General features: G+C 38.0%; 16 protein-coding genes. 5 read left to right on the top strand and 11 right to left on the bottom strand.

What is annotated here, in order from left to right:
• Positions 1-24: 24 nt before the first annotated feature.
• From ACHABU_RS08025 to ACHABU_RS08045, 5 genes are all read right to left on the bottom strand, one after another.
• A complete protein-coding gene (locus ACHABU_RS08025) occupies positions 25-648 on the bottom strand; it encodes a lysozyme family protein (RefSeq protein ID WP_435764125.1) in 624 nt (207 codons plus the stop codon).
• On the bottom strand, positions 626-1,084 hold the full coding sequence (locus ACHABU_RS08030) for a hypothetical protein (protein ID WP_435764127.1): 459 nt from the start codon (positions 1,082-1,084) through the stop codon (positions 626-628). Before ACHABU_RS08030 ends, ACHABU_RS08025 begins: the two co-directional genes overlap by 23 nt.
• A gap of 161 nt (positions 1,085-1,245) precedes the next feature.
• Positions 1,246-3,249 (bottom strand): TRAP transporter permease, encoded by a 2,004-nt coding sequence (locus tag ACHABU_RS08035; protein WP_435764130.1) that lies wholly within the window; start codon positions 3,247-3,249, stop codon positions 1,246-1,248.
• Entirely contained in the window at positions 3,242-3,793 is a 552-nt protein-coding gene (locus ACHABU_RS08040) for a DUF1850 domain-containing protein (RefSeq protein WP_435764133.1), read from the bottom strand. The genes ACHABU_RS08035 and ACHABU_RS08040 overlap by 8 nt, the downstream gene beginning before the upstream one ends.
• A gap of 103 nt (positions 3,794-3,896) precedes the next feature.
• On the bottom strand, positions 3,897-4,898 hold the full coding sequence (locus tag ACHABU_RS08045) for a TAXI family TRAP transporter solute-binding subunit (protein WP_435764136.1): 1,002 nt from the start codon (positions 4,896-4,898) through the stop codon (positions 3,897-3,899).
• A 242-nt stretch (positions 4,899-5,140) separates the two neighbouring features.
• Here ACHABU_RS08045 and ACHABU_RS08050 point away from each other — a divergent pair, with 242 nt between their 5' ends.
• Positions 5,141-5,947, top strand: coding sequence for a serine hydrolase (locus ACHABU_RS08050; protein WP_435764138.1), 807 nt, complete (start codon positions 5,141-5,143; stop codon positions 5,945-5,947).
• Between the two features lie 6 nt (positions 5,948-5,953).
• A complete protein-coding gene (locus ACHABU_RS08055) occupies positions 5,954-7,240 on the top strand; it encodes a hypothetical protein (RefSeq protein WP_435764141.1) in 1,287 nt (428 codons plus the stop codon).
• A gap of 136 nt (positions 7,241-7,376) precedes the next feature.
• Here the strand turns inward: ACHABU_RS08055 and ACHABU_RS08060 are convergent, their stop codons facing one another.
• From ACHABU_RS08060 to ACHABU_RS08085, 6 genes are all read right to left on the bottom strand, one after another.
• Complete coding sequence (locus tag ACHABU_RS08060; RefSeq protein WP_435764144.1) at positions 7,377-7,703, bottom strand: hypothetical protein; 327 nt, start codon at positions 7,701-7,703, stop codon at positions 7,377-7,379.
• A 91-nt stretch (positions 7,704-7,794) separates the two neighbouring features.
• Complete coding sequence (locus ACHABU_RS08065; RefSeq protein ID WP_435764147.1) at positions 7,795-10,974, bottom strand: SNF2 helicase associated domain-containing protein; 3,180 nt, start codon at positions 10,972-10,974, stop codon at positions 7,795-7,797.
• Between the two features lie 76 nt (positions 10,975-11,050).
• Entirely contained in the window at positions 11,051-12,235 is a 1,185-nt protein-coding gene (locus ACHABU_RS08070; RefSeq protein WP_435764149.1) for an MFS transporter, read from the bottom strand.
• 227 nt (positions 12,236-12,462) lie between these two features.
• Entirely contained in the window at positions 12,463-12,558 is a 96-nt protein-coding gene (locus tag ACHABU_RS08075; RefSeq protein WP_157087709.1) for a putative holin-like toxin, read from the bottom strand.
• A gap of 139 nt (positions 12,559-12,697) precedes the next feature.
• A complete protein-coding gene (locus ACHABU_RS08080; RefSeq protein ID WP_435764152.1) occupies positions 12,698-13,315 on the bottom strand; it encodes a superoxide dismutase family protein in 618 nt (205 codons plus the stop codon).
• A gap of 140 nt (positions 13,316-13,455) precedes the next feature.
• Complete coding sequence (locus ACHABU_RS08085; RefSeq protein ID WP_435764155.1) at positions 13,456-13,971, bottom strand: DoxX family protein; 516 nt, start codon at positions 13,969-13,971, stop codon at positions 13,456-13,458.
• Positions 13,972-14,886: 915 nt separating this feature from the next.
• Between ACHABU_RS08085 and ACHABU_RS08090 the strand changes: the two genes are divergently transcribed.
• The 3 genes from ACHABU_RS08090 (at position 14,887) to ACHABU_RS08100 (ending at position 18,226) form a co-directional block, all read left to right on the top strand.
• A complete protein-coding gene (locus ACHABU_RS08090) occupies positions 14,887-15,417 on the top strand; it encodes a flavodoxin family protein (protein ID WP_435764158.1) in 531 nt (176 codons plus the stop codon).
• Between the two features lie 327 nt (positions 15,418-15,744).
• Positions 15,745-16,860 (top strand): N-acetylmuramoyl-L-alanine amidase, encoded by a 1,116-nt coding sequence (locus tag ACHABU_RS08095; RefSeq protein ID WP_435764161.1) that lies wholly within the window; start codon positions 15,745-15,747, stop codon positions 16,858-16,860.
• Positions 16,861-16,960: 100 nt separating this feature from the next.
• Positions 16,961-18,226 (top strand): hypothetical protein, encoded by a 1,266-nt coding sequence (locus tag ACHABU_RS08100; RefSeq protein WP_435764163.1) that lies wholly within the window; start codon positions 16,961-16,963, stop codon positions 18,224-18,226.
• Positions 18,227-18,284: the final 58 nt, after the last annotated feature.

The raw sequence follows: 18,284 nt of genomic DNA on the forward strand, positions 1-18,284 counted from the left end.
CTTTTCTTCATCTTACCAGTTTCTTTATTCTAATGCTAATACGTCCCTATACTGCATAACAGATTGCACATAATATATATCTCCATAACAGGCATCATATTGTTTAGCTTCTTTACGCAGGCATGTATATATCGATTTGTCGGGAGCATTTTCATACATATGCTGGGAGAAATCAATAGCAGTCTCTACAGAATATGTACCCATTTGTTCATGAACATAATCAATAAATCCCCGTCCAAAATTATAGGATTGAATAGCCAATTCCAGGTCACCATTGGCATCCTCTAATGTTTTAGAAAAATAATAGACTCCCTGTTTAATAGATAGCTCCGGATCCTCAATACAGCCCACCTGCCCGCAGTAGCTCTCGGATGATTGCATTGGATCAGTGCCTCGTCCTCCTGATTCCTGCATCATCATGCTCAAAATAACATCCACGTGTTCAGTTACATCATATTCTTTCGCATATTTATCGACCAACGGTTCATAACTTCGCACTTCCTCACTAATCAATGCAGAGGTTTTCTTTGGTACATGATCCGGCTTTTCGTAGGTCACGAATGAAAGGATCAGAAAAACACCAATTAGTGATAGTGTTATCACTAAAACTTGATTTATAGCTTGTTTAACTTTTCTCTTGATTGTCATTTCTATCTTTCCTTTTATCTATCAAAATGATTACTAAAAACCAAACTACCATGCCATATAGGATATGACCGCCAAACCAGTAAATAAAAGCTGTGAAATCATCAATATCCGGCGTTCGTTCTGATAAAACAGTTGTCATATACAGCATACCACCGACTACACCACTTACTAGAATATAAGGTGTTAATCGGGTAGTTATATTCCATCTTCTGAACAAAAAGTAAATGGCATATACGAGCAGAATAGAAATGATTACATGTAACCCAAATTCAACTGTCTCACTTATTTTCCATTTCCCAATTATAGGGAAATAGTCTATATTCATTAGTAGTACATAAACGGTTTTCCCTGTAAACTGTTCTATAAACTTAAACAATCCACCGAGTATGAACCCAGATATAACTCCTATACTAATAAGCTTGATAACTAGTTTCATATATAATCTCCAATGATTTTTAATATTATTTACTTCTACCTATGAGAAGCATAACAGAAAAATGATAGAGCACGCCACACGTAGCGCTTTTAACCTATCATTTTGTCCAACGAATAAAGGTGACCGGATACGCACCCGATCACCTTTATTATAATTTACTTCTATGCTTTACTACCTGATTGTTGCGGTTGACCTTTTTTATCTTCCCGGTTAATGATTTGTATAATTAGAAGAACGATGAATATCCCTAGACCAAAGATATCTGTATTTCCCTCTGGATACAATAACATTAAGCCTGTAATCAGTGTAATAATTCTTTCAAACCAGTTAAGTGGTTTATACCAGTAGCCAATCATGCAGGCACCGATAGCCATCATTCCAACGAGTGCCGTTAGGAGTGCCCAGGCTATATCCATAAATGTCGCATCAATCATTAAAAGCGTCGGATTTAGCACAAACATATATGGAATAATAAATGCTGCAATGGCAAGTTTTGCTGCATTAAACCCTGTACGTATTGGTTCTCCTCCAGATATCCCCGTTGCAGCAAAGGCAGCTAAAGCAACAGGAGGTGTAATATCGGCGACAATACCAAAATAGAAAACAAACATATGCGCTGCAAGCACTGGAATAGCCACTTCAAGATTATCATTCAATGCTATAATTGCCGGTAATGCTATGGTTGACGTAATAATATAGTTGGCTGTTGTCGGTGATCCCATTCCTAAAATAATGGAAGTAATCATCGTAAAGAATAATGTTAGAAGCAATTGCGCTTCCACTGAATTAGCCAGTGTACCTGCAATACTTACTAGACTATTCCCAAGCTTCAGACCCAAACCTGTTTTCGTTACAACACCGACAATAATACCTGCACAAGCAGTTGCTGCAGCTACACCCAAAGCAGTTCTGGCACCTGATTGCAATGCAACGATGAACTTGCTTGGTGTTATTCGAGTATCCTTTCTAAACAAGCTGACGATAATGGTTGTTAAAATACCATAAAGTGCAGCCCTCTCTACACTCATTCCGACAAATAAGAAGTATACAATCGCTAAAATTGGTAATAGTAAATGTACTTTTTTCAATACAGAAAGTTTACTTGGAATATCTTTGTCAGGCAGACCGAGCAGACCAATCCTTTTTGCCTCTAGATGGGTCATGATCCAGATACCCGCAAAATATAATATAGCCGGAATCGTTGCTGCTTTAGCAATATTCCAGTAGCTTTCCCCAGCAAATTCAATCATAAGGAATGCAGCTGCTCCCATAATCGGCGGCATGATTTGCCCACCAGTAGATGCTGCAGCCTCTACTGCTCCAGCAAAGTTTTTATGATATCCAAGTTTTTTCATCATTGGAATGGTATACGAACCTGTAGTAACCGTATTTGCTACAGAACTTCCTGAAATTGTACCATTCAATGCACTTGAAAAAATGGCAACCTTCGCTGGTCCACCAGTACGTTTACCTGCAATTGCTATCGCCAAGTCATTAAAATATTGACCGACACCAGTTTGAACAAGAAACGCTCCAAACAACAGGAATAAGAAGATAAATGTTGATGATACTTGTAATGGAGTACCTAAAATACCTTCTGTTGTAAAGAACATCGAGTCAATCAATTGTTCTAAACTGAGTCCACGGTGTGCCAGCATTCCGGGCATATTTGGACCGAATAAAGCATAAATGAGAAAAAATACAGCGATAACCGTAATTGGAAGGCCGACCGCTCGTCTAGCAGCTTCTAAAACTAGTAATATTGCTAATCCCCCAATAATTACTTGTGTACCTTCAATACCCCCAATTTGCTGTACGAGTGTATCGTAAAATAACGGCCAATAGGCAGATACAATAATCGACAGCACTACAAGCACATAGTCATACCATGGGATGGAATTTTTCTTTGTTTTTCTTCTTGCCGGATACAAAAGGAATATCAGTGATAATGCAAACCCTAAGTGAACTGTTCGTTGTATGTAAGCTGTATACTGTCCGAATATCCCAGTGTAAATCTGAAATAAAGAAAATGCGATTAAAGTCAAAAAGATTACTTTACCAATAATCCCACCGACATCGCGAGTGCTTGATTCGGTATCATATTTCTCTAATAACTCCTGTTGTTCTTCTGCCGTTAATTCATATTGATCTTTTTTATCACTCATGAATTTTCACTCCTTTCAAATATTCCCATAAGGTTAATTTCTCTATTTTAACTGTATACCAGGCACCAGGCTCAAAATAATCATTAAACCAAACTTCGTGCTTCTCTCGGGAGGTGTTTATGTTGGATGAGGTAGTTTCCCATGCTAGGCGATTCTCGGAAACTGTTTTACCATTTCTGACTTTCATCGTGGAAAAATAATTGTCCAGATCCTTTATGTGATATTTTCCATCTTCATATATGAAAGTCTCACCTTTTTGGGCGTTTGAAGGCATACCAATACCGAATTCTTCATACACAATTTCATATTGTTTCATATGATATTTATCAGTCACTTCATATTTCTCAACAACATCTGTTAAGTGAATCGAATGTGTGAATATTAATTGGAATGTATCTCCGATTGAAATCGGCAATAATGCCTCTAGATGATCGGTGTTTTTTTCATAAAATACTAACGAAGTACGAAATGGAACGAGTAGCGTAAATCCAATTATACTAAGGAATACAATAAGTATGAAAACATTTCTTATTCTATGTCGCATTTTTTATCCACCTAAAAATAAAATCTGGTAGGTTACAATGAAAATCAAAAAATAGCCGACAACCAAAGATGGACAGTCGGCCATTCCTGTTATTTGATTATACCTATTCTGCAGTAATTCCTTCTTCATCAAAATACTTCTGTGCACCAGGATGTACATCAATGCCAATGCCTTCTAATGCTGAATCAGGTGTAATAAATTCAGCTTTTGCATGAGCCATGCTGGATGCATTTTCATAAATTGCTTTTGTTAGTTCATATACAGTATCTTCTGGAACACTGTCTGCAACGGCAAGCATAGCAAGTACCGCAACTGTAGTTACATCTTCTTCAAGCCCATAAGTTCCTGCCGCGATTGTATCTTCAGCATAGTATGGATATTTTTCAACCATTTCGCCGATTTTATCCTGTGAAATTGAAACAATTGAAACATCAACTGTAGCAGATAGACCTTCTACAGCACCAGTTGGCGTACCAGCTGTAATGAATGCTGCATCAATATTTCCATCCTGGATACCACCCGTTGATTCACCAAAGTCAAGGTTTTGAGCATCTATATCATCCATCGTCATTCCATGAATTTCTAGAATTTGTTCTGCATTAATATAAGTTCCTGAACCCGGAGCACCTACAGAAACTGTTTTACCAGCTAAATCTTCAACAGAAGCAATACCTGAATCAGCTGAAGTAACAATTTGAATCGTCTCAGGGTATAGTGATCCTACTGCTTGCACATTGTCAACCGGGTTACCATCAAAAGCATTAATACCTTCCACAGCATTTGCTACAACGTCGGTTTGTACGAAGGCAAGTTCTGCTTCACCTTCTTGTAAGGCAATTACATTATCAGCAGAAGCGTTTGAGGAAACCGCGTCCGTTTGAATACCTGTTGCTTCTGTAATATTTGTAGCCATCTCTCCACCAAGCGGGTAATATGTACCGCTCGTTCCACCTGTTAGCATTTGTAAGAATTCTAATTTTTCTTCCCCATCTGAAGACGCTCCATCGTCTGTATTGTTATCGCTGTCATCTCCGCCACACGCAGCCAAGAATAAAATCATTGCCAATAACAAAGCAGCTGTCGAAAACAAATTCTTCTTCTTCATTAAAACTCCCCCTATTGTATATAGTGTAATAAAATTATCTTACCTTGAATTTTGTAATATTGTCAAATTAATTTTGATATACCTGTTTAGGGAGGACGGTTAAGAAGTCGCAGAAAACGACATTTCTTTTAGCACATAAAACTGGTATCTCTTCCAAAGGTTTCTTGACAATATTATGAAAATTCAATATGATAGTCGTTAATAGTTATATTTTTTTATCTCTGAAATGAAAGGGGAATTAAATGCTTCTTAAACAATTGGAAATTGCGTTGCTTTCATTAACAAAAGATGTCGTTGATAAATTCTCCATCGCAATTCATACAGATGAAGGTAATATAAGTATTAACGCCGCCACACCACGAAAAGCTGCCAGCCTTGCCAAATTATTTATTATGGGAGAAATATACCAGCAAGTTGAAAAAAGTCATCTTTCATTGGACAAACTTGTGTATATTAATTCGGACAAGATGGTAGAAGGGTCTGGGGTTATCAAGTATTTGACGAACTCCCACGTTTATAGCTATCAAAATTTGCTAGAGCTAATGATAATCGTTTCAGATAATACTGCTTCTAACATCTTACTTGATTCGGTCGGACTTGATCGCACGAATCGATTTGCAAACAGGATAGGTTGCAATCAAACATTTATTAAAAGGAAATTCATGGACGAACGAGCGAATTTGGAAGAAAATGAAAACGCTACCACAGCAGATGATATTATACGTCTTCTGAAACTTTTCTCCAGAGAAAACGACTACTTTTCCATAGACAGTCGTAGCGAAATTCTAGAAATATTAAGTAATCAACAATTTAATAGTAAGCTATCTGCTTTTCAACAAACAGGTTCCCGAATAAAAATCTATCACAAGACCGGCGAATTACACGGGGTGGAACATGATGCAGCAATAATGGAAGCTGACGGAAAAATAGTAGAGGCAGCCATTCTCACGGAAGGTTGGGAAAACAACGGTGATGCCCAAAACTACATTACCGCAATTGGAAAACTGTTAATGGATTACTTGGTTGATGAATACATAACATTGGAGTGAAATGAAGTGAAAACGAAAATAGCAGTATTTGGCAGAGCAGAAACAATAGAACGCGTCCATACTTTCATAGAAGAATACGAGAATATAGAAATTCTCCCTTTTACCTATTCACATTCAAAAGAAGTCACGGAAATGATTGAAAATGCTTTTATGTGTGACGTATATTTATTTACAGATCCTTTATCTTACTCCTATGCACGTGAAAAAATAAAAAGAAAAAAACTACCAGCTGTAGTAGTCGAAAACGACGAATATATGATTCTCAGTTCTCTCTACAGACTTAAACAGAAGTACAGTCAGGAACTTAACAGAATTTCCCTTGATATTCTGAATGGAAAGCATATGGAAGAGGTAGGAAAAGAGTTAGATTTTAATGAGAAACAGATTTATTCGTACAGTTATGGAAAAGATGAGTCGCCTGATATCGAGAAAATTGCTTCCTTTCATAAGAAACTGTGGGATGACGGAAAGATAGACTATGTTCTTTCATCCAGTAAAGAAGTCGAATCCCATATGAAAAATTATGGAATACCTGTCAGCGCGATGATTATTCCTGACATCAATCTCAAACAGGCAATTCAACAAGCCAATTCCCTTACTGTATTAAATCAAAGCAAAGGCGCACAGCTTGTGACCGGGTATATCCGGATTAAGGACACGGAAGCAGTTCACGCTGAAAAACAGGAAATTTATGAAGAGAATATTTATAAATTGAAGCAGATTCTAATACATTTTGGGAAGCAGTCAGATGCCCTTCTTTCTCATAATAGAAATGACCATTTTGTTATTGTGGGAACAAAGAAGTTACTCGATCATCTGCAGAATCATTATCGTAATTTCCCGCTTCTCAGTGAAATTCAATCCACTTTAAGTATGCCGATTGATATGGGATATGGACTTGGACTTAATGCAAAAGAATCCGAAGAGAATGCGCTTCTTGCACTGGACAAGTCCAGTAAAGATAGTCGAAGTCTTTGTTATATTGTAAATGAACGCCAGGACACCATAGGGCCGATTGGTATTAAACGGGATATCGATACATCAAACTTGTTCCATGCACTCATCCATAAAGCTAGATTGAATAATGAACTATCTTATAATTTCATTGACTTTATTACCGATCGAAATAATGAGCCCTTTTCTTCTAATGATATCGCAACCTTTTACAAAGTTACTAAACGGAGCGCAGAGCGAACGGTTAATAAACTCTTAACGGGAGATGTTATCAGAGTATCTGGTGAAGAACGACCCTATTTAAAAGGTAGGCCAAGAAAGTTATTCACACTGAATTAGTAATAGAACAAAAGCAGAAGCGCCCGCTAGCCACGTATGGGCATATTCTTTAACGGTTAATGTGCGTGAATTAATTGCATTCTTACCTCATAAGAAATATGGAAGTAGGTAACTAAACACCTATCTTTCGTATTTCTTATTTTTCTATTTCAAATCCATTGTTCTCCATTAATATTTTCATTGCTTCCTCAATGTCTTCTTCTTCGATTTGTACCTCCAGCATATGCGTTACCGGGTAATCACTGCCATGTGAAGCTTCATCTTCTGTCAGATTACTAAATCCGACGACACCTTTGCCTCCCCACGTAGGACCTAAGGGAGCAATTGGGATATACGCGGTACCCTCATTCGCTTCAGGAATACTGTCTATGATTAAGTTGGATACTTTCAGTGTTTGCAGTGTCGAACGTGCGGATTCTGCATCGTTTTCCGTCCTGAAATATGCAATCATATTTTTTGTCATCTATACCTCATCCCTTCCTTGTTTGTTATCTTTTATAATTCCCTTTTTAAAGAAATGCAAACAACAAAAGAGAGGTACATAGTACCTCTCTTTACAAACTCAGCAATTTCTTTACATCATCTTCACTCAAACTGGAAAGCATCGTTTCACCCGGTTGAATAACCTGATCAATCAATTCACGCTTTTTTTGCTGTAAGTCATATATTTTTTCCTCTATTGTTCCTTCTGTTACAAGACGAATTACCTGAACAACATTCTTTTGACCGAACCTATGTGCACGACCTGTAGCCTGGTCCTCGACTGCCGGGTTCCACCATAAATCATATAGAATCACTGTATCTGCGCCCGTAAGATTCAAACCGGTCCCACCTGCTTTTAGAGAAATAAGAAAAATATTATTTTCTCCATTATTAAATCGTTCACTCATTTCTACACGTTCCTTCGATGGGGTTTGCCCATGAAGATAGAAGTAACCATATCCTTCTTTCTCCAAACGTCCTTTAATAATTTCATGCATGCTTGTGAATTGGGAAAAAATTAGCATACGTTTTCCATTTTCCATCGCAGTTTTGATTGTTTCCATCAATTGCTCTAGCTTTCCGGAATACCCTTCATAGTTTTCAATAAACAATGCTGGGTGACAACAAATCTGACGCAGACGAGTTAGTCCTGCGAGTATTTTCATCCGATTTTGGTTGAAACCACTATCTTTAATGGATTCTGCTGCTTCCTGCTGTACCTGCCGCAAATAACCAACATATAAATCTTTCTGTTCCTTTGTGAGTTCAGAAACATGTACCGATTCAATCTTATCAGGAAGTTCTTTTAAAACATCTTTTTTCAATCGTCTTAAAATAAATGGCCGTGTAATCATAGCTATTTTTTCATTTGATAATTGTTTAAAGCTCCTGTGATTTGGCATAAGTCCTGGTAAGACCACCTGAAAAATGGCCCATAATTCATCTATCGAATTTTCTATTGGAGTCCCACTTAGTGCAAATCGACGTGTAGCTGTTATTTCACGAATTGCTCGGGATGTTTTTGTAGCATAGTTTTTAATAAACTGTGCTTCATCAAGAATCATCGTTTGGAAATTCATTTCACGATAAATGTCAATATCCTGTCTTAATGTGGCATAGGAAGTAATCCAAACATCGATATCAGCCGAGTTTTCAATCAACTCATGTCTTTCATCGGGAATTCCAGTAAGTACAACGGAAGTAAGGTTTGGTGAAAACTTCTCAAATTCATTTTTCCAATTATAAACAACCGATGAAGGAGCTACAATTAGATGCGGACCACTTGTTTCGCCCTCTGATTCAGAAGCAAGATATGCAATAGCTTGCAAGGTTTTCCCAAGTCCCATATCATCTGCCAAAATGCCTCCAAGATGGTAATTACTCAATGACTTAAACCATTGAAAACCTGTCAACTGATAGTTCCGTAAAGAAGCCGTGAGCGTTTCAGGTAGTTCATATACTTGATCTTCCGGTGATTTTAACTGATTCAGCAAATGGCGGAAGGAAGGATCATAATTCTTCTTCGTATCAATCAGCTCATCTAGCTGTGCTCCTCGATAAACCGGCATATGCACATTGCCACCCTGCAAATCATCTTTTTGAATGTCCATATCCTCAAAGAAGCGTTTCATGGAAGAATATTCTTCCCCTTCCAACGACAGCAATTCTCCGCTGCCTAAGCGATAGTACCGTTTTTTCTCGATGACTGCATTTAGGATTTCATTGATTTCCGAATCATTTACACCGTTTATATCAAATCCAATTTCCAACAGATTTGATGAAGATTCCAAGCGAACACTCGTACTTGGTAACGGGCCATTTTCCACTATCATTCCGCGAATTTCTTGTGTTAAGAACAACTCAACATAGTCATCCAGCAGTGGCAGAACATAATACAGGAAATCATAAAGTTCATTCTCCTCTGCCTCCAAGTATAAATCCTTGCCGTTGTAGTGGAAATTTGCATGTTCAATTAGCTGCATTATTTGCTGTTCTTTTTCGACATCACGAATAATAATGACATCATCGTTTTCTTTCCGGCCAGTAAATGGATTAATCGATTGGTCACCGTAATGGTACTCCAATTTCCCTGTAATCCAATCTGCTTTCACTTCAAGATATAGTTTCGCCTGTAATGGCAATTGAACAATTTCTGCAGTAATTTTTTCCGAAACCTCTACATTCCCAATTTTTTTCAAGGAAGGCATGACTTCTGATAGGAACGTATCTGCCTGTGCTTTTTGAATAGGGAGCTCAAGATCATTCATACCGAAACGGGATATTTCTTCAAGAATCTGCACTTGTTCCTTTGCAGGGTAATAAAAAATCCCCTGATGAAACATCATTTCATATAACTGGAAATAGGTTGCCCCGTCAGCATCTCCCATTTTCAGCATTAAATCATTCTGATCATTTTTCGTAACGGAAAAGTTAAATGGTAATGTATCCTTCTCTATCGCGACATTGCGAAAGCTTTTTCCCTTTGCTTCAACGGTAAAGTCTCTTTCTGAAAGTTTTTCAAGCAACATCTTTGCTGCCAGAGGTGGAATCGTTAAATACCGTTTATCACCACCACTCCCCTCCATGTTGTAATAGGAGCTATGATAAATTTCTTCATTCCGTTTAATGGAAAAAAGCGTCTCAAATATTTCGTAATCCTTTTGTAAAAAATAATGCGTATCCGGATTATAGGCAAATTTCTTAGTGAAATAGTGATCACGGCCCTGAAGTACATCGCGCAGGAATTCAAAAGCATCCTTTACAACATAGCAATGCTTTTCACCGGTACGTATTTCAAGTTTTAGGTTTTTATCAAATGTCCAATTGCAATAATATTCCACATGCATTGGAATTTTGTCAGTCAAAATCTCGGTCGTTTTATTTTGTAGTGGGACCTGGCTGATTGCTTGTATAAAGCTGTTAGTCAATTGGTAATTGGGTTTGACAGGTACATTTGATATATCTGCCTCCTTGTTAACAATACTAATCAACGTTGCTGCTATATGTTTGCAGGATCCAAACGTATCAAAGGCAGGGCAGTCACAATACGTATCGATTGATCCCTTGCCGAAGTCCTTCATGTTAATCTCCACAAAGTAATCTTCTGATCCATGAACAGTCGCAGTCCAAACCTGGTAATTTATATCATATAAAAGATCGCTCACCTTATTTTGTTTATAATAATCCATTCCTCGTCTGTAAATCACAGCTGGGAATAATTTCTGGATGTTAATTTCACTTATTTTTTTCAAAATACAAGGAACCCACCTTCTAGTATCTGATTCTTTTATTGTATACGAAATCATCGTCTTTTAGAAATAATCGAACTTATTTCTCCTTCACTTTCAAGACCAGAAATACATAAATAATCATGGCTGCAACTACTGACACTGCTGATGCTATGTATATGGTGGAATAGCTGGAAAATGAAGCAACCTGGCCAAATCCAATTGCACCGATTCCCACTCCGAGGTCAAAGGAGGAAAAAAAGGTCGCGTTGGCCATGCCTTTACGATTGTTAGGCGCCCGATCGACGGCCCATGCTTGTAGTGCCGGCTGTACACCACCAAATCCAAGTCCAAATAACCCAGCTGCAATCAACATCGTGGTCGTATTCGGTAACCAGGATAGAAGGAGCATAGAGATGAAAATCAGCAATGCTCCTGGGAGAAAAATATACCGATGCCCTTTCCGATCATAAAGTTTCCCGGCAAACGTTCTGGATACCATGATAAATATAGCAAAAACAAGAAAGTATAATTGTATGCCAGAAACATTTTGCTCCATTGCATGCAATGGAAGGAATGTTGCAATTCCCCCAAAGGCTACGGTTATGAAAAATAGAAGAATCGATGGCTGTAATGCTGTTTTTTCAAAAATATCAAATCTCATCGTTTCCGTTTTATGTGGTGATTGTTCGACCGCTACATAATGAATTTTTGCAGAAAATAGTAGTGCGATAAATCCAAAAACGGCACAGATGAGAAAAAGCCAGGAAAATGGAAGGATGCCTGCAAGGGTTAGACCCAGAGCCGGACCGAAAGCAAGTGCTATATTACCGGAAAGACCAAAGTAGCCCATACCCTCTCCCCGTCTTTTCGGTGGAATGAGATCCGTTGCAATTGTGCCTCCTGCTGTTGTGGAAAACCCCCAACCAATTCCTTGCACCATACGTATGATGATTAAAAGGAACATACTTGCTGTAAATGCATAAGCACCAACGGCAATTACAAATATCCCGAGACCTACCATGTAAACAAATCCTCGGCCTTTTGATTCCAAGGCGTGACCAGCATACGGTCGGATAAGAAGTGCCGAAAATGTAAAGACCCCTACAATCATTCCTACCATCTGGTCACTTCCGCCAAGATCCTTAACGAATAACGGAATGGTTGGTAAGGTCATTTGAAACCCGAGAAAAACAAAAAAGTTAGCAATCCAAATAAACAAAAAATCACGTGTCCAAATTTTGTTCTGTACCGGTATAACTTGCCCCTTTGTCTGCTGATTCATAAAAAACTCCCTCTGCCCATCATTAATAGCATATTATACAGGAGACTGAACGCAAAAGAAATGAATCAATTGTCAAGCGATTAAAATATGGTATACTTTAATTGGATATTAAATATAATAAAAAGGCCCAGCTGTCACTGGGCCATCAGATAAGCGGTTCCCAAGTGGAATCGGCTGCTGACTGCAAAGGCCTCTCCTTACTAACTTTAGAAGGCTAATAGGGAGGCCTATTTTTTATTGATCAACGTAGTGACCAATGCGAGCAATGCAATCAGAAATGTACCAAAACTCCCCAAAACCATCATCACTTCATACATGCTCATAGGCATTCCCCCCTTCATGAAAAGGGTTAGCCACATACACCAAGAGAACATTATCTTTGTCTATTATAGCTTAATCATCATTTAAAATAGAACATATATTCTATTTTAGCGGAAATTGATTCTATTGGACTACTTCCGTTTATTCTCCAATTACACCACAAGCAATTCTGTCCCCAGCATCACCTGAGGGTTGAGAAATATAATCGTCTGCACCGGAATGTATAATTAGTGCTGTTCCTTCATCTGTAAGCAATGTATTCTCAGCTCCCTGTTCCAGTGTTACCATATCTGCAATCACTTCCACATTTACCGTACCATCATCAGATACAATAATATTCTCAAGGTCGCCTGCATGTGGTCCTTCCGGATGGTCGAAACCATGTTTTGCACCAGTAGGATTATAGTGATCACCTGCAGAAGCAAATTCGGGTGGCTCACATACCCCTGTTTCGTGGATATGAAATCCGTGAGTTCCAGGCGGAAGATTTTCACCTTCCAAATGAATGCTAACTCCAGAATCGCGTTCCGTTAATGTTGCTGTTCCAACTAGCATGTCTTCTGCGTTTTTCAGCGAAACTAAAACTTCTTCCTCTGCGGTAGCATTTGTCTCTACCGTTTGTTCTTCTTGATTTGGATTGCTTTCTGATGAAGTATTCTCCTGATTTTGTGTATCCGTTTCTTCCTCGTTGTTTGTGCCACATGCTGTTAAAAATATAGCAACCAGTAATACGGATATAAGTTTCGTCAAACGATTCATTGTATGTAATCTCCTTTTCAATATTGTATTACGTATGTTTCACAATCTGATTGGAAAATAAACATACACGAACTAATAATGTGACCCATTACATAGCAAAAGAGCCAATCCTTCGTCTGGATTGGCTCTTTAAAAGATATTTATGCAGCTACTACTTCTTTTTTTACTTTATCTTTAATGATTGGAGTGTGGTCTTTCAAGATAGGTAATACCCATCTGTCTAAACCATATCTACCTGCATTAAATCCAGCTACAATTAGGAATACTGTAATGACTACCATTTGTGCATTTGTGCTAACTGTTCCACTGAATAGGAAGGCAAAGTTCATTGTGATCCCCATCAGTGCAGCGAAGTTTGTGAAGACACCTAGAATAAGTGCTGCACCTACTAATACTTCGCCCCACATGACCATAAAGCTAAACAATCCTGCGTTTGGCACTGCAACAGTATTGAGGAATGTTCCCCACCAAGCTTGCACGGTAGCACCTTCTCCTGCAGAGTTTGCAACGGCTCCTTGAATAAAACCACTTGCATCAAATCCACCACTAGTAACTTTTCCAATACCACCCATTAACCATGTATACCCAATATAAACTCGCAATACCGTCAATATTCCTGCTACCACTTTGTTGTTACGAATGAAATCCATAAACATAACATTCATCTCCTTTAATATAATATAATTTCATTATAACCTTGTTCACTGTTTCACAATATATTGTAAGTGTGTTCCTTGGTACATTCATAATATAACAGGGTTTCTATCATTTGAAAATAGTATTGTGAAGTAGTTCACAATTTAGAAACAAATTTGTGTCTTTTCTTTGAACGAAATGACTTTAAGGACATGAAACGACTGTTTTAGGCTGCTTTCCGAACGTTTGGGATTGCGAGGATTATAAGAACTTACGAAGGGAACTAAAAAAAAGTGGAATATATTAAGAAACCTTCTGATGTCTTATTCGTACTAAATAATTTTGATAATGCTGATCTTTAAATTAATTAGAAAGGTACTACGGGGGAATACACTCAATAAATTCCTCATATAAATTATAACCATTCCTTTCCAAGGTCGTGTATACTATAATTAATAGTATAGTAGGATTTGCTTACGTAGTAGGAGGGAATTGTTCATGCTTATCGCTGTGATTGCTGTTTGTGTTAGTCTGTCCATTAGTCTTATCATTGCAAGTGAGGTATGGGACTGATTTTTGTACCTTACTGCAGAAATTGAGATTAACTTTATTGTTTATTTCTAAACGTATCATGAATTATTAGAAAACTTGGCATTCGCCAAGCCTTTGGGCGATGCCTTAGTTGCACTTATGCAGAAAGAAATATGGATATACTTTCTTTACTGCTAAAAAAATGGCAAGTACCTCCATGGTACCTGCCATTTTGCATTCTAAACCTTTTCTTTTGCCGCCATCCGATATGTTTTTTTCGATAAATCATTGAAAAAACCATTCATTTTTACATGTTATTGGTTTTCGTTTCATATACTTCTATGAACGGATTGAAATATGTAGTCTTATGCACTTTTTAGTTTTTACCTTCAAGGAGGATGAATATGAAGATAATCGTCTTTCACGGTTCAACCCGTGTTAATGGAAATACAGAGTTTTTAACTTATCAGGCTGTTCCAAGAGAAAAAGGAACGCATATTTATTTACGTGATTATAATGTCCTTCCAATAATTGATCAACGACATGATGCAGGTGGTTTTCATGACGTTGAAGATCATCACAAAGGACTTATAGATCAGATGCTTTCCCATGATATAATTGTATTTTCCACACCCATTTATTGGTATAGTATGTCGGGTCCAATGAAAATTTTTATTGATCGTTGGTCTCAAATATTAAGAGACCCTACTTATGAATATTTTCGTGAAGAATTATCAAAAAAGCACGTTTATCTGATTGCAGTCGGAGGAGACACTCCGATGGTTAAAGGTCTGCCACTTGTCCAGCAATTCAATTATATATGCCAGTTTTATAATATGAATTTTGAAGGGTATGTTATTGGTAAGGCAAGCAAACCTGGAGAAATCACGAAGGATACTGCCGCATTAAAAGCTGCTTCCATGCTGATTAAATGAACAGTATCCACAGCAATTATCCCCTTTATCCAATCGAGAAAAACATCCTATAAAATGCGTGGTGAGTAATGCTATCAGCACGCTTTTAGGATGCAAAAATCACTTTCCATCCCCCCTTCTGTTCTATCAACCTCTCCCCATCTATTTTACCTATATGAGCTATTCTCTATCTTTGTCCTTCCCTTTAATAGTTAATTCTAATTATATCTCTTGGATTGCTAGTCCATTTTAATGATTTTTGTTGAAAATTGTTTGAATTTCTCTTGTGCGGGCAATGGTAAACTACTATTATTAATTTAATAGACTTAATTCTAAGAGGAGGAACAAATGAAATACTTTCGAAACTTAATAGCAGGCATAGGGATTCTTGTCTTATTATCTACTTTTTTACCGAGTTTGGCTTATGCTAACGAAGGACAAACCTATGAAGTGAATTCAACCATTTTGAATGTACGTAGTGAACCTGCTGCAGATTCACAAATAGTCGGATTGCTCCAAAAGGGAAATAATGTGATGGCATTCAACGAACAGCATGGATGGGTACAAACCTATTATGGGGGAATAGAAGCTTGGGTGGCTAAGCACCACTTAATTCCAGTTGGGAACACACATCAAAATAATCCAACCGTTTCAAAGACATCCTCTGAGACGATTACTGTCACAGCAACTAGTGTCAATGTTCGTTCAGGGCCTGGAATGGATTATTCCATTATCGATTCAACAAGATCAGGTGATACATACAACTTAGTAGAAACTTCAGGAGATTGGCATAACGTTAATTTGGGAAATGGCTCTACTGGATGGATTGCAGCATGGTTAACAGATTCTAATCATTCCTCTAAGAGTCAAGTTGCATCTTTAACTACCAATACAAGCAGCAATGATAGCAAACCTGCCTCCAATCGTTCATTGGAAGGCTATACGATCGTGCTTGACCCCGGTCATGGAGGAAATGATCCCGGTGCGATTGGGCTTGGAGGAATATATGAAAAAGATTTAGTATCCTCCACTGCAACTAAAGTAGAAAGTCAATTACGAGATGCAGGAGCAAATGTGATAAACACTCGTTCTGGTGATTATTATGTTTCTCTAAATAAGCGCGTAAATATTAGTAACGCCAATCATACGGATGCATTTATAAGTCTTCATTTTGATTCTTACCCTGCTCTATCGGTAAAAGGAGTAAGTACATATTATGCCAATGACACCGATCGCAAACTGGCACAAAATATCCAATCGACCTTAGCTTCATCCGTTAATCTGAACAACCGTGGTCTGATGCAAGGAAATTATCGCGTTTTACGTAGTACAACGGCTCCATCTGTTTTGGTAGAATTAGGATTCATCTCCAATCCTAATGACCTCGCTATTATCCAAACAGCAGAATATCAAAATCAAGTCGCAAAAGCAATCACCAACGCCCTAATCGAATACTTTCACTAGGTGCCTGTCACTCCCCGAATTTTGTCATTTATTGTCGAATTTGAGGAGTGACAGTGCTATGTTATACTATAGGCATTAATTCTATAAGCGAGGTTTGGACATGAATGAAAAATTGCAGGAAATTATTGACTTAACAGCTGAAACGTTTCATCTTGATCATTATTTTTTGAAAAGGCATCATATCTTTCAGGAACAATCGAACATGCAGGAACCATCCTATATTTTAAATATGGAGTGGTTTCCGAAAGATGCCGATGAAACCGATGAAGACTACAATCCTTCCGGTACTGCCAGCATTGATGTGGACCTTCACTCTAAATTGGTAAAACGAATTATCTTTGTTAATGGGGAAAACAAAACCGATGCTCATTTCCCTCCAGCGGCAAGTACGGAACTTGCTATCGAATGGATCGAAAAAGAGACGGGACTGGAGTTTGGCAGGCAATTTAAGCTGATCCATGAAGAAGAAAAAGAACTCCTCTTCCAGGCAGCAGTTGATAATGTAGCCGTATTTCCTTCCGGGTCCATTGAAATTGAACATAATGAGGAAGGAAAGCTGTCCTTGTTTTCCGTCGATGGAATCTTTCCAAATGAAGATCAGCTGAACTGGGAGCCATTTGCATTAACAGCAGAACAAATTGGCCCAATCGTAAAGTCGCAAAGCAAATTGCTCGAAATCCCACTTGAAAACGAAGAAAAATGGGAGCCAATTTTCGGGACCGCAACGGTTTTTGTAACGAATGATGGAAAGCGCACGATTTCATTTGAAGAAGTAGAGAGTCCAAGATCCTTTAAACAAAAAGATGTTCTTCTGGAATGGCAGGAGCCAATTCAAGAAAGATTTTCAAAACGAGAAATTGATCTTTCATTGGAAGCAACACTTGAAGAAGTTTTTAATGTTGAGAAGGCTCCAGCCAATGAGGTATTAACAATGGATGATCAGCAACATGCCCAGAGAGCTAGCAGAGATTTCCTCCGAAGTGAATTCCCTAATGATAGCGGAAAATGGAAGTTAACAGGCTTATGGCGCGAAAAGGGGTATATTTTTGCTCAACTAAAACCAGCTGCACCCGATGCCCGTGTGATCGATCGGAAAATTAAACTCATCATTGATGAGAAAAATTACCAGCCTGTTAACTATACAGACAATAGCATCATCTTGGATATGTTTGAGCATTTCGAAAAAGCTGAAGATCCAAAGCTTACTAAAGAGGAAGCATTTGAAAAATTACGTGAGCATATTGAAATCACACCAGTATATGTATTTGATAAAAGGCAAAACCGCTATATTTTATGCGGAAAAATCGATTGTGAATATGGTGTAAATGCTGTTACAGGTGACGTTGTATTACTGAATGAAATTTAGAATTGAAAGCGGCATGAGGCTTAGAATAAATTCCTAAGCTCCATGCCGCTTATTATTT

The organism is Oceanobacillus sp. CF4.6, from assembly GCF_051262635.1.
Taxonomy (GTDB): Bacteria; Bacillota; Bacilli; order Bacillales; family Amphibacillaceae; genus Oceanobacillus.

Excerpts from the sequence above, each read along its gene's own strand:
- ACHABU_RS08025 (WP_435764125.1), bottom strand. The coding sequence starts at position 648 with ATGACAATCAAGAGAAAAGTTAAACAAGCTATAAATCAAGTTTTAGTG.
- ACHABU_RS08030 (WP_435764127.1), bottom strand. The coding sequence starts at position 1,084 with ATGAAACTAGTTATCAAGCTTATTAGTATAGGAGTTATATCTGGGTTC.
- ACHABU_RS08035 (WP_435764130.1), bottom strand. The coding sequence starts at position 3,249 with ATGAGTGATAAAAAAGATCAATATGAATTAACGGCAGAAGAACAACAG.
- ACHABU_RS08040 (WP_435764133.1), bottom strand. The coding sequence starts at position 3,793 with ATGCGACATAGAATAAGAAATGTTTTCATACTTATTGTATTCCTTAGT.
- ACHABU_RS08045 (WP_435764136.1), bottom strand. The coding sequence starts at position 4,898 with ATGAAGAAGAAGAATTTGTTTTCGACAGCTGCTTTGTTATTGGCAATG.
- ACHABU_RS08050 (WP_435764138.1), top strand. The coding sequence starts at position 5,141 with ATGCTTCTTAAACAATTGGAAATTGCGTTGCTTTCATTAACAAAAGAT.
- ACHABU_RS08060 (WP_435764144.1), bottom strand. The coding sequence starts at position 7,703 with ATGACAAAAAATATGATTGCATATTTCAGGACGGAAAACGATGCAGAA.
- ACHABU_RS08070 (WP_435764149.1), bottom strand. The coding sequence starts at position 12,235 with ATGAATCAGCAGACAAAGGGGCAAGTTATACCGGTACAGAACAAAATT.
- ACHABU_RS08075 (WP_157087709.1), bottom strand. The coding sequence starts at position 12,558 with ATGAGCATGTATGAAGTGATGATGGTTTTGGGGAGTTTTGGTACATTT.
- ACHABU_RS08080 (WP_435764152.1), bottom strand. The coding sequence starts at position 13,315 with ATGAATCGTTTGACGAAACTTATATCCGTATTACTGGTTGCTATATTT.
- ACHABU_RS08085 (WP_435764155.1), bottom strand. The coding sequence starts at position 13,971 with ATGTTTATGGATTTCATTCGTAACAACAAAGTGGTAGCAGGAATATTG.
- ACHABU_RS08090 (WP_435764158.1), top strand. The coding sequence starts at position 14,887 with ATGAAGATAATCGTCTTTCACGGTTCAACCCGTGTTAATGGAAATACA.
- ACHABU_RS08095 (WP_435764161.1), top strand. The coding sequence starts at position 15,745 with ATGAAATACTTTCGAAACTTAATAGCAGGCATAGGGATTCTTGTCTTA.
- ACHABU_RS08100 (WP_435764163.1), top strand. The coding sequence starts at position 16,961 with ATGAATGAAAAATTGCAGGAAATTATTGACTTAACAGCTGAAACGTTT.